This is a genomic window from Bacillus sp. LQ16 (assembly GCF_057784645.1).
This window is the reverse complement of the sequence record NZ_CM173491.1, coordinates 754,975-767,500: the sequence shown is the minus strand read 5'-3', so window position 1 is coordinate 767,500 and position 12,526 is coordinate 754,975. Positions and strand designations below refer to the sequence as shown.

Annotated in this window: 12 protein-coding genes (1 of these 12 cut by a window edge); 4 read left to right on the top strand and 8 right to left on the bottom strand. The window is 35.5% G+C overall.

All coding sequences use genetic code 11. From position 1 onward, the window contains the following. On the top strand, positions 1-2,147 hold the 3' portion of the coding sequence (locus AC3EMB_RS03795) for an efflux RND transporter permease subunit (protein ID WP_454501005.1). 898 nt of this gene lie to the left of the window's left edge; 2,147 of the gene's 3,045 nt are visible here — the last part of the coding sequence; its start codon lies off the left edge, out of view; its stop codon occupies positions 2,145-2,147. Between the two features lie 44 nt (positions 2,148-2,191). Here the strand turns inward: AC3EMB_RS03795 and AC3EMB_RS03790 are convergent, their stop codons facing one another. The 4 genes from AC3EMB_RS03790 to AC3EMB_RS03775 form a co-directional block, all read right to left on the bottom strand. After that, the gene (locus AC3EMB_RS03790; RefSeq protein ID WP_366986953.1) at positions 2,192-2,716 is read right to left on the bottom strand and encodes a P-loop nucleotide/nucleoside kinase family protein; all 525 of its coding nucleotides are present in this window, start codon (positions 2,714-2,716) and stop codon (positions 2,192-2,194) included. A 135-nt stretch (positions 2,717-2,851) separates the two neighbouring features. Then, positions 2,852-3,772, bottom strand: coding sequence for a phosphate ABC transporter permease PstA (pstA, locus tag AC3EMB_RS03785; protein WP_000994139.1), 921 nt, complete (start codon positions 3,770-3,772; stop codon positions 2,852-2,854). 2 nt (positions 3,773-3,774) lie between these two features. Further along, a complete protein-coding gene (pstC, locus tag AC3EMB_RS03780; RefSeq protein WP_000676676.1) occupies positions 3,775-4,665 on the bottom strand; it encodes a phosphate ABC transporter permease subunit PstC in 891 nt (296 codons plus the stop codon). Between the two features lie 71 nt (positions 4,666-4,736). Beyond that, complete coding sequence (locus AC3EMB_RS03775) at positions 4,737-5,639, bottom strand: phosphate ABC transporter substrate-binding protein PstS family protein (RefSeq protein WP_000245112.1); 903 nt, start codon at positions 5,637-5,639, stop codon at positions 4,737-4,739. A gap of 509 nt (positions 5,640-6,148) precedes the next feature. On the opposite strand from AC3EMB_RS03775, the gene AC3EMB_RS03770 reads away from it, so the two are divergent. The 3 genes from AC3EMB_RS03770 to AC3EMB_RS03760 are packed head-to-tail and all read left to right on the top strand — an operon-like array spanning position 6,149 to position 8,503. Next, the gene (locus AC3EMB_RS03770) at positions 6,149-6,406 is read left to right on the top strand and encodes a FeoA family protein (protein ID WP_000252989.1); all 258 of its coding nucleotides are present in this window, start codon (positions 6,149-6,151) and stop codon (positions 6,404-6,406) included. Beyond that, positions 6,403-7,125 (top strand): FeoB small GTPase domain-containing protein, encoded by a 723-nt coding sequence (locus tag AC3EMB_RS03765; RefSeq protein ID WP_000033865.1) that lies wholly within the window; start codon positions 6,403-6,405, stop codon positions 7,123-7,125. Before AC3EMB_RS03770 ends, AC3EMB_RS03765 begins: the two co-directional genes overlap by 4 nt. Next, complete coding sequence (locus tag AC3EMB_RS03760; protein ID WP_000443602.1) at positions 7,103-8,503, top strand: nucleoside recognition domain-containing protein; 1,401 nt, start codon at positions 7,103-7,105, stop codon at positions 8,501-8,503. Before AC3EMB_RS03765 ends, AC3EMB_RS03760 begins: the two co-directional genes overlap by 23 nt. 62 nt (positions 8,504-8,565) lie before the next feature. Here AC3EMB_RS03760 and AC3EMB_RS03755 read toward each other — a convergent pair whose 3' ends face one another. Genes AC3EMB_RS03755 through gerLA form a run of 4 tightly spaced genes read right to left on the bottom strand, consistent with a single transcriptional unit; the run spans position 8,566 to position 12,468 of the window. Then, positions 8,566-8,703 carry a hypothetical protein gene (locus AC3EMB_RS03755; RefSeq protein ID WP_000493991.1) on the bottom strand — a complete coding sequence of 46 codons (138 nt, stop codon included), beginning with the start codon at positions 8,701-8,703 and terminating at the stop codon, positions 8,566-8,568. 11 nt (positions 8,704-8,714) lie between these two features. After that, positions 8,715-9,881 carry a spore germination protein GerLC gene (gerLC, locus tag AC3EMB_RS03750; RefSeq protein WP_144465663.1) on the bottom strand — a complete coding sequence of 389 codons (1,167 nt, stop codon included), beginning with the start codon at positions 9,879-9,881 and terminating at the stop codon, positions 8,715-8,717. Continuing rightward, positions 9,865-10,989, bottom strand: coding sequence for a spore germination protein GerLB (gerLB, locus tag AC3EMB_RS03745; protein WP_000802006.1), 1,125 nt, complete (start codon positions 10,987-10,989; stop codon positions 9,865-9,867). Before gerLB ends, gerLC begins: the two co-directional genes overlap by 17 nt. Beyond that, positions 10,990-12,468: a spore germination protein GerLA gene (gerLA, locus tag AC3EMB_RS03740; protein ID WP_103574563.1), complete on the bottom strand. Its 1,479-nt coding sequence runs from the start codon at positions 12,466-12,468 to the stop codon at positions 10,990-10,992. Positions 12,469-12,526 lie beyond the last annotated feature (58 nt).

The window sequence follows — 12,526 nt, the reverse complement described above, 5'->3', positions numbered from 1 at the left end:
TAAATAAGGAATATAAAGATCAGTTTTCCATTAAACTTTTGGCCTCAACCCATGAACAAGTTGAAAATGCTGTTACTAGCATGGGAAAAGAAGTAATACTTGGAGCAATCGCTGCAACTCTAATTATCTTAATCTTTTTACGTAACTTCCGAACAACACTCATCGCTGTTGTCAGTATTCCATTATCTATTTTATTAACACTCTTTTTACTACATCAATCTAACATCACACTTAACATTTTAACCCTTGGTGGTTTAGCTGTTGCGGTTGGACGTCTCGTCGATGATAGTATCGTTGTCATCGAGAATATTTTCCGTCGTTTACAAAAAGATTCTTTCTCTAAAAATATTATTCTTGATGCAACGAAAGAAGTTGCCGTCGCAATTACTTCTTCCACTTTAACAACGGTCGCTGTTTTTTTACCTATCGGCCTCGTATCAGGAGCAATCGGAAAATTAATGTTACCTATGGTATTAGCAGTTGTATATTCTATTCTATCATCCTTAATCGTTGCACTCACAGTCGTTCCACTTATGGCTTTTTTACTACTCAAAAAAACAAAGCATCTAAAGCCAAGTTCTTCATCACGATATGTCACTACGTTAAAGTGGTCTCTTTCTCATAAATTCATTATTCTACTTACTGCATTTTTATTATTTGCAGGATCAATTGCAGCCTATATATTACTACCGAAAGCAAACATAAAATCTGAGGACGACACAATGTTATCTATTAACATGACATTTCCAGCCGATTATAATGCTGAAGCTCAAAAACAAAAAGCATTCGATTTCGAAAAGAAATTACTTTCTAATTCAGATGTAACAGACGTTATTTTACGAATGGGATCTAGCGCAGAAGATGCACAATGGGGGCAAACAACTAAAAATAACCTTGCTAGTATATTTGTAGTCTTTAAAAAAGGTTCTGATATTGATCAATATATTAAAGAGTTAAAAAAGGAAAATAAAACTTTTGAGCCTGCTGAACTTGATTATATAAAAACAAGTTATTCAAGCTCTGGCGGCGGCAACAACTTACAATTTAACGTAACAGCTACTAACGAAGCGGATTTAAAAGAGGCGGCTACTATCGTCGAAACAAAACTAAAAAGCATGGATGATCTTTCTAAAGTAAAAACGAATTTAGAAGACTCTAAGAAAGAATGGCAAATTCATATTGATCAAACAAAGGCTGAACAACTAGGTTTAACACCAGAAATAACTGCGCAACAAGTAGCATTCCTTATTAAGAAGTCACCTATTGGCGAAATTACAATTAATAATGAAAAAACTACTATTATGATAGAACATAAAAAGGAAAACATTAGTAAACAAGAAGATATTTTAAATACAAACATACTATCACCTACTAATGGACCAATTCCTTTAAAAGACATCGCAACTATTTCAGAAAAACAAACGCAAACAGAAATTTTCCATAAAGACGGAAAAGAAACAATTCAAATTGCCGCCGAAGCTTCAAATGAAGATTTGAGTAAAGTAAACACAGCAGTAAATAAAGCGATAACTGACTTAGATTTACCTAGCGGTTCAAAAGTAAATATCGCAGGAGCTACTGAATCTATGCAAGAGAATTTTACAGATTTATTCAAAATTATGGGGATTGCAATCGGGATTGTATATTTAATTATGGTTATCACCTTCGGGCAAGCACGCGCTCCTTTTGCAATCCTATTCTCCTTGCCGTTAGCTGCTGTCGGTGGTATTTTAGGATTAATCATTTCACGAACACCTGTTGATGTAAATTCCTTGATCGGCGCATTAATGTTAATCGGAATTGTCGTTACAAATGCTATTGTATTAATAGAAAGAGTCCAACAAAATCGGGAACACGGAATGGAAACAAGAGAAGCCTTACTTGAAGCAGGCTCTACTAGACTACGCCCAATTATTATGACAGCTATAACAACAATCGTTGCTATGCTCCCACTCCTATTTGGCCAATCCCAAGCAGGAAGTATGGTATCAAAAAGTTTAGCCGTCGTTGTTATCGGTGGTTTGGCAGTCTCAACTATTCTTACATTAGTAGTCGTTCCAGTTATGTATGAATTATTAGATAAAATCGGGAGAAAAAGACGCTCCCGTAGGAAAATAAGCACTTCTACAGAAACACCTGATATTTAAAAACAAAAGACGTTATCTTCACAAATGAAGATAACGTCTTTTCTCTACTTAGTCATATAATCCATCATTTTTTCCATATATTGCTCTATAGGTTTACTAGAATCCACAATAAGGTATTCATTATTTAAAGGTCTTTGACTACCATTTAACCACTTTTCAAAACCTACTTCCGACTCCACCTTTTCAATTTGACTGATCATACGCTTACGTGTTTGCAGTCTCCTATTAATCTCTTCCATATCATTAAGATAACACTCAATATATTTATATTTCACACCATGTTTAGTTGATAATTTATTTCCTTTTTCAACCATTACCTCATATAAACACGGACTATCCAATATAACACTATGCCCTTGTTCTAAATAAGAATCAATCAATACCCATTCGGCATCATACGCAAGCCCACCAACAATCGTTGGTTCAATTCCTTTTACTTTTAATGATTTTAACAACGCGGATTTCAAAACATCATGATCTATAATTACAGCACCTGTTAATTTCGCTATATACTTAGAAACTGTCGATTTTCCTGACCCAGGAAAACCTGACATTTGCAGAAAAAACAAATTAAAACTCCTCTCTAAATTACATCTGTTCTTCTTTATAATTAATCACAAATTCAACAACCATTACATCCATTCCTTCTATATTAAAATACAAAAGAACCCCCTACTTATAAATAGAGAGTTCTTCTTTATAATTTATGCCGCTTTTACCTTTTTCGTTGCTTTACTTTTTCTTTTCGTTCCTGTAAAGCGCTTGTGTAATATAGATGCTATCAAGCGTGAAATAACATTGAATAGTAATACCATAATAATTAATACAGCTGCAGATTTTGTCGCAATCAACTTCGCATCTGGAATAACTCCTTCAGAATTTAATTTCCAAATGTGAACCGCTAATGTTTCAGCTGGTCTAAACGGATTTAAAGGATGCGCAGGACTTGAGAAATCCGCTGCTGAATTTAAAATCGGGGATGTTAAACCCGCTGTGTAAATTAATGCTGCCGCTTCCCCAAATATACGACCCGCCGCTAAAATAATCCCTGTAATAATTTGTGGTAATGACGATGGGATAATAATACGAGCGATTGTTTGCCACTTCGTTGCACCTAATCCAAGACTTGCCTCTTTTACATTATGAGGAACTTCTGAAATCGCATTTTCACAAACACGCGTTAAACCTGGTAAATTTAAAATAGTTAAAGCAAGAGCACCACCCATTACTGTGTATCCCCAACCTGTCATTGTAACGAACACTAACAAACCAAATAAACCAACAACAATAGAAGGTAAAGACGCCATCGTCTCTATACATAGACGAACAAAATTTAAAAAACGTCCTTGTTTTGCGTACTCCGCTAAATATATTCCAGCACCTAATCCAAGAGGAATAGATATAATAAGCGTTATAACAAGCATGTAGAAGGAATTGAATAACTGCGGACCAATTCCACCACCAGCTCTTGTATTGCTTGGTTCTCCAAACAAGAAATTAGGATCCCAAAATCCCCATCCCTTTTGTAAAATCTCAAATACTAAGAACACTAGCAAAGCTACAACTAAAGCCGCAACCGCATAAAAGATACCCGTCCAAACTTTATTTACCGTTCTTGCATTCATTATTATCGCTCACCTCTTTGCCCAATCGCTCGAATTACTAAAATAAACAGGAATGAAATAACAAGTAAAATCATCGCTAAAGTCCATAGCGCATTGTTCCAAGCAGTTCCGTTCAATGTATTCGTCATGTCCATTGTTAAAATACCAGTTAACGTCGCTGTCGGACTATATATTCCTTCTGGTAATTTAATCGTATTCCCGATTACCATCTGAACCGCTAACGCTTCACCGAAAGCACGCGCTAAGCCTAAAACAACACCTGTTAAAATCCCTTTTTTCGCAGCAGGAACAATCACTCGGCTAATCGCTTGCCATTTTGTTGATCCTAGACCATAAGAAGCTTCTAAATAATCAAATGGAACAGAACGTATTGCATCAGAAGCGATACTAGCAATAGTAGGTAAGATCATAATACTTAATACAACAATACCCGCAATTAAACTAAAGCCCACTCCCCCAAACGAATCACGTAATAGTGGTACTAAAATCGTAACCCCTAATAATCCGTATACAACCGAAGGAATACCAACTAACAATTCTAGAACAGGCTTCAATACTTTATTTCCAAACTTTGGCGAAATTAAATTCATGAATATAGCAAGAGCTATAGCAATTGGTGCACTAATAATAACCGCACCTAACGAAACCACCGTTGAACCTACAATGAAAATTAAAGCCCCGAAGGATCCTTGATCAGCATTTGGATTCCATTTTGTCGATGTTAACATCTCAGTAAATGAGATACCACTTTGTGTAAAAGATTGAATACCTTTACCACAAATAAACGCAATAATAGCTAATGTAATTAAAACAATAAAAATACCACAAAACGTAACAAGTGATCTTCCTATATATTCACTTTTCACGTAATTAATTTGTTTTTTCCCCTTCATCACAGGACAGACCCCACTTCACAGATTGAAATGAACAGGACTGGCCTTGCAGCCAGCCCCATAAAACTTTATTACTTATTTAATTTAGACATTGGAATGTAGCCCATATCTTCTACTTGCTTTTCAAAGTCTTTACCTTTTACATAATCGATGTAAGCTTTTGTTGCTTCTTTCGCTTCACCTTTTGTTACCATATACTCGTAAGACCAGAATGGATATTTACCAGACGCAATGTTTTCAACTTTCGGTTCAGCACCATCAATTTTCACTGTTTGTAGTGCACCTTTTTTATCTCCAACCATGTAAGACATCGCTAAATAGCTTACTGAACCTGGAGTAGAATTGATAGCTTGCTCTACTGCACCGTTAGAATCTTGTGTTGTACCAGTTCCATCATTAATTTTCGCGTCTTTCATAATCGTTTTTTCAAATGTAGCACGTGTACCAGATGAAGCCGGACGATTAATTACGTTGATTTTTTCATCTTTTCCGCCTACTTCTTTCCAGTTTGTTACTTTTCCAGTGAAGATATCTTGTACTTGTTGCACTGTTAAGTTATCAACTTTTACATCTTTATTTACGACAAGAGCGAATGCAATACCCGCTACCTTGTTATCTACTAATTCTTTCGCCTTTTCAGCATCTTTTATTTTATCTCCAGACGGAACATCTGAATTACCAATTTGTACTGCACCAGATGCTACTTGGTTAATCCCAGTTCCACTACCGCCACCTTGAACTTGAATAGAAACTTTTGAATTTTTCTCCATGAATTTCTTTCCAGCTTCCTCCGCAAGAGGTAGAAGAGCTGTAGAACCAGCTGCTGCAATCGTACCTGATAATTCTTGTTTTGTATTATCGCTTCCTTTAGCAGTTTCTTTACTAGTTGTATCTTCTGCTTTCCCACACCCAACTAATGCTCCTGCTACCACTAAAGCTGCTAAAGAAAATTTAATACCTTTTTTCATAACCATGTCTTGTACCCCCATTTGGATTATCACTTTTCGAATTCATTTTCTTTCGAACACAAATTCATTGTAGGACAACAATATTATGTGAGTGTTAAGCAATTTTTAATTTTAAGTAAATGACGATAATCATCCTCAAAAGCTAGGAATCCCAACATTTGTAGTTAAAGAAGCAAACAAAAACCACACTAACTATGCTGTAATGTAAATTTATTCTTAACAATGTAAATTCAATGTAAATGTTTTTCTCTCTTTTTCCCTTTTAGTTAAAGTTACATTTACAATTCCGCTGTATTTTGTAACTTTTTCACGCCTAATTTATGCACATTAAAAAGAATTTCAGTAATATTTTTTAGTACAACTAAATAAATTGGAACAATTCTAAAATTAAATGAATATTTTTAAAGTACTAATTGACAGCATCATCCAATGTAGTCTACTATATTACTAACAAAAAGTTTACCTAAGGAAACTTTTTAAACTAACACTAAAAATATAGAGAAGAGGTAACTTTTATGGTATCGGCTAATACTAAACCCCTTTCCGAGTTTAAAACAGGGGAGTTTGTACAAATTGAGAAGATACAATTAGAAGGAACTATGAAACGACGTTTATTAGATTTGGGATTTATCCCAGGGGCAACGATTAAAGTATTGCAACGCAGTCCACTTGGAGATCCGGTCGCTTATCAAGTGAGCAACACAACTATTGCACTGCGCAAAGAAGAAAGCTCCCTTATTTTCGGGGTATTAATAGGAGATGATTTCAGATGAGCAAACATCGTATTGCTTTAGCTGGTAACCCGAATACCGGGAAAAGTACATTATTTAATACTTTAACAGGTTTAAAACAACATACTGGAAACTGGACGGGAAAAACTGTTTTAAAAGCTGAAGGAGAATATGAACATAACGGAAGTAATTATACATTAATAGATTTACCTGGAACTTACTCACTATACTCAAATTCCGCAGACGAAGAAGTAGCGAGGGATTATATTATATTCGAAAAACCAGAAGTAACTGTAGTTGTCATAGACGCAACTGCTATGGAAAGAAATTTAAATTTAGCACTCCAGGTGATGGAGATGACAAATAATGTAGTCATTTGCATTAACTTAATTGATGAAGCCGAGAAAAAAGGGATTGTTATCGATGAAAAGAAATTAGCAAAATCACTTGGTGTACCTGTCGTTAAAATTTCAGCACGTAACCGAGTAGGTATTGGTCATTTGCTAAATGTTATTGCAAAAGTAGCAAATAAAAAACTAATTCCAACACCAATTAAAATTACTTACAGCGAAAAAATCGAAAATATGATTCAGGAATTAGAACCACAAATTTATAAAGTGTTCGGTGATACGTATCCAGCACGTTGGATTGCGTTACGTATATTAGATGGAGATAAAAATTTCTTAACTACACTTCAAAAACACCATAATGAACCACTTGTAAGGGAGGTCGTAATTAATGGAATCTCACTCAGCCAGTAAAGCTCTTCCATTAGACTATATTATTCAACATGCACAAACACTTTCAAAAGAAGATATACGAGATGATATAGTCGGAGATATTTACCGAACATCTGCAAGCATATGTAAAGAATCTGTCCAATATACAAATACTGATAAATTATATCGTTCCGAAAAACTAGATAAAATTTTCACATCTCCAATCTGGGGATTCCCAATTATGCTCGGTATTTTATCTATTATTTTTTATCTTACAATTGCAGGCGCTAACGTACCATCTGATATGATTGCCGAATTCTTCGGATGGGCCGAAGGATATTTAACATCTTGGTTCCAAGCAGCGCATGCACCTGAATGGTTACATGGCATTTTAATACTTGGTTTGTTCCGTGGTATCGGTGCTGTTATTAGCGTTATGTTACCACCTATGGCAATCTTTTTCCCTATGTTCGCGCTATTAGAAAACTACGGATACTTACCACGTGTCGCGTTTAATATGGACCGCTTATTCAAACGATCCGGCGCACACGGGAAACAATCTTTAACAATGGCAATGGGATTTGGTTGTAATGCAGCAGCCATTATGTCAACACGTATCATTGAATCACCACGTGAACGTATGCTAGCAATTTTAACGAACAACTTCGTCCCTTGTAACGGTCGCTGGCCTATGTTAATTTTAATGGCTTCACTATTTATGGCTGCTGGTTATACAGGCAGTATGCAAACATTGGTTACTGCTGGCGTTGTAGTTGGAATGGTTGTAATTGGTGTTATTATGACATTAACTGTTTCTTGGGTACTATCAAAAACAGCCTTAAAAGGGGTTCCAACTCACTACACACTGGAGTTACCTCCGTACCGCAAGCCAAAAGTTTGGAATACAATTGTTCGCGCAACACTCGATAAATCAATCTACGTTTTAAAACGAGCTATAGTTGTTGCTGCCCCTGCAGCTGCATTAACTTGGTTACTTGCTAATATTTTTATCGGTGACACAAGCTTACTTATGTATTTTGTAAATTTCCTAGATCCATTTGCTAAAATGTTAGGACTTGACGGGTTTATTCTAGCTGCATTCATTCTTGGACTACCCGCTAATGAAATTGTAATCCCAATTTTATTAATGTCTTACTTATCAACTGGGGCTTTAACTGAAATAGATGATTTTAATCAAATTAAAAATCTATTCCTTGAAAATGGTTGGACTTGGTTAACAGCGTTAAACACAATGTTGTTCTCACTTCTTCATTTCCCGTGTGGAACAACACTGGTTAACATATACAAAGAAACAAAAAGTGCAAAATGGACATTCTTATCGTTTGCAATCCCTACCGTTATCGCCATTGTTGTTACATTCCTCTCTACACAATTGGTACATTGGTTAGGGCTTGTATAAAACAAAGCATACATAGAAGGCATCCCCCTTCACATATGCTTTGCCCGAAAGAAACCTGAAAATCATTCAGGTTTCTTTTTTTGTACATCAGTATTCCACGGCTGCGCTCCATACGTTGTGAGTTTTTTATGAATGAAATAAATAGCCCCCGGCAGCACCGCCATTAATATCGTGCAACTAATTCCTAATCCAGTAAACAACTTTCATCACCTTATTTCACTCTTTTCGGTAAAGCTGAACCTGAATGTTCAATTGTTGGATGAACGTGAACAGTAATTTCAGCATTACTAAAGTAATTTTCGCCTTGATCCCAATTCTTACTTATTTTTGTCCATTCTTTATAATTATGTCTCTTATACACTTCCCCTAACTCTAATACATCTACCTTATATTTTTTTTGAACAAGCTTAATCGATTTTTGAATACGCTCCTCCATTTCTTCCGATATATCCTTCTCTAAACGCTTTTCATTCAAAACCTTTTTATGATCACTAAAGTGCAACTCAGCTATTGTACCTTCCAGAAATAAATGAATATTAAATTTCGGTTTTGTAGCATTCGTTGTGGATACTTTAATTTTTCGACGTAACTTATGAATTTCATATGTAATAAGTTGATTCTTTTTACGGATGGTAAAAAAGCCTCCAATTTTTTTACCTATTATATAATTCATCCCTAATGTTTCTTCCCCACTCAAATTGCCTACACACTTATTATCCTTTCCACGAAACAATGCTGCACCGTTCATTTGTACTCCTTGCTTTGTTAGTTCCAGAATAGGCAATACAAAACTTCGGTTAGAGATCATCTTTTCCTGCACCTCACCAATTCTTGCAGCCTCAATCATTTGGGCATTTTTCGGAGGGTGTTCAGCTAACATATCAATATACTGCGCCGGTAAATTTTCAGGCTTGGCACTTTGTTTTAAAATAGCTTCGGCATTTTTATTAGAAACGAACAAACGAATATTTCTTCTCATCTCATGATCGCGAATATATACATCTAACGTATTTTGTAAAATGTATGGATGTGAAAGTAATTCTTCAGAGAAAATAATCACCTGTATATGAGGGAAAAATAATGTACGACTAATTTTTTTTGCGATTATTCTTATTTGTTCAAATACACTATCTGCTTTTGCACTTACGTTAATATAATTTTCGCTATCCCCACCCCCTTGTCCGCCCTGTTGAGACAATTTACTAGGGAGTACCATCTGATAGGTCCCTTTCATAATTGGATTCGCTTTCTTCTCCTTCACGATATCGTAAGCCGCTCCTACTACAAATCCTCTTTCTTCTATCTCTTCTAACTCAGAACACCCACTCATAAATCCAGTTAAAGCCATAACCATTATAATTTTAAGAAGGCGTTTCATTGCCACCATTCCTTCTTTTTATTTTATATATAATTAAAACGAGCAAAGGAGCTAACACAACAAACCCCATATCTATCCAAGCTAAATAAGTCCCATAACTTGATAAAGTATTCAAACTACTAGGTATCATATTCACCATAAAAATAATAGGGGCACTTACGAAAATAAAAATATGTTTCTTCACTTTCGGAAACATAGCACAAAACAATAAAGATGCGACGTCATAATACATTGCTGTAGTGTTATAAATTGTAATAATCCAAGTCGTAAAAAAAATCGCATCAAACCTTTCTAAAAATCCTCCCCCAATTTCAATTTCTTTCCCTAATTCAATTGTTGGATATGTCAATCCACGTGTTGTCATATAAGTAAAAACGCTAATACAAGTTACATAAATTAAAATGTATGACAGCACGTTTACCATCACCGCTTTCGCGACTGCCATTGGCGCTTTTTTCGCTGTCTTATCATTTAGCAACACCGCATAAAATAAAGCTACTTCAAATCCAATAAACGTAAAAATAGAATTTTTAACTCCAACAGCATATTGACTTACTTTCGTTTGAAAAGCTGGTAGTAAATTATTTATTTCCATTAAATTTATATTCAATAAAGAAAGAAGTACTATTGCAATTAAAACAATAGGTAAGAATAAAACATTTAACCTTAATAAGGCTGCTCGTGATCCTGCTATTCCATAAATAACAACTAATAAGAAGAAGAAAGACAGTAGTTGTATCGGTGTATCACTAAATAAATACGTTTGAGAAATAACTGAAATCATTCGCGATTCATATGCTGTCAAAGCAGCAAACGTTAATACTAAAATACTACTAATTGTGTATGCAACAGGCTTCGTCAAATGCGCACTCGTATATTGAACAAAATTTTGTTTCGGAAATAAGATAGCTACTCTCGTCACAAACCAACCTAAAACTGCGCAGATCAATCCACCCAAAAGCAAGATAATCCAACCGTCCGAAAATAAAGTTTGGTTAGCGATATCTCTTGGCATAGACAATGCCCCTATACCAATAATGGTCGATGATACCGCAAACCCAATTTCCCGAGATCCAATCTCTTCATCGCCATACTCAAATGGTTTCACTTATTTTCGCTCCTTTGGACGTATTGTAGAATCTTTTGTTTGTAAGTACTCTGGTCTATCTTTCAACATCGATTTTGGCATGCGAATAAATTCTTCTTTCCAATCTTTATAAAATGCAGGAGCAATTGGGGTTGTATACGGTATACCAACACTTGTTAAATTTGTAATATGAATAGCAAGTGCAATCAGAGCTAGAATGATCCCATACAACCCAAAAGCCGTTGCAGCTAATACAAAGACGAAAAGTAAAATTCGGAACGTAATCGTAATACTATATACAGGAAGCGAAAACGTAGCAATCGCAGTAACCGCAATAATAATAACTAAAAACGGATTTACAATCCCTGCATTTACCGCAGCTTCTCCAATTACAAGACCTCCTACAATCCCTATCGTTTGTCCCATCGGTTTCGGCAATCGGATTCCAGCTTCTCGTATTAATTCCATAGTCAAGGCCATCATTAACGTTTCAATATATGCTGGAAACGGAACACCTTCCCTCGCACCCGCAATTGAATAAGCCAGTTTAGAAGGAATAAGTCCTTGATGGTAAGATACAAGCGCTACATACATAGCTGGTAACAAAACCGCAATTATACCTGATCCCATACGTAAAAATCTTAATAACGTTCCAATCACCCAGCGCTCGTAATGATCTTCTACAGATTGAAAAATATCAACAAATACGAGTGGCGCGATAAGAGCAAACGGGGATCCATCTACTAAAATGGCCGCCTTCCCTTTCGCTAATGAGGCTATAATATTATCAGGCCTCTCCGTATTCAAAAATTGTGGAAATGGGGATAAATTATTATCCTGAATTAATTGTTCAATCGTACCTGTTTCCAAAACGACATCTGTCACTATTGATTGAAGACGGCGATCTAACTCTTTTACAATGTGAGGATTTATAATATCTTCTATATATACTAGGGTTACTTCTTTCTGCGATCGCTTCCCCATAATATAAGATTGGAACCTCAACTTTGGATCGCGTAAACTGCGTCGGATTAACATTTTATTCACATTAATATCTTCATTTAATCCAACTCTCGGTCCGCGTATTAAATCTTCTGTCACTGGTGGCTCTAAACTTCTCTTCTCCCAAGCCCTACTATTAATAACGATAGCAGTTTGAATATTATCAATTAATATAACTGTATCTCCCGCTAAAATCGCATTCATAATATCTGGAAACTTCGTCTTTACACCCACTTCTGCGATAGAAATAAAACGATCCAATAACGTTTGAACAACAGCTTCCTCATTTTGAATTTCTTCGTATTGCAGTGTGCGAATGACATATTTATAAACATTATCCTTATCTGTTAATCCACATAAAAACACAACCGCACAACGTGTAAAACTCCCAGCAAGAGCAACTTCTCTAATTGTTAAATCATTAGGTGAACCTAACTCATCCCTAATTTCTTTCATAACTTCAAATAAGTTACCTTCAAGCTCTAACAATTTCCCCACCTAACTTCCTTTTCAACAAGTTTTTAGTTAGATTCCGCTAATAGAAGAAAATATATAC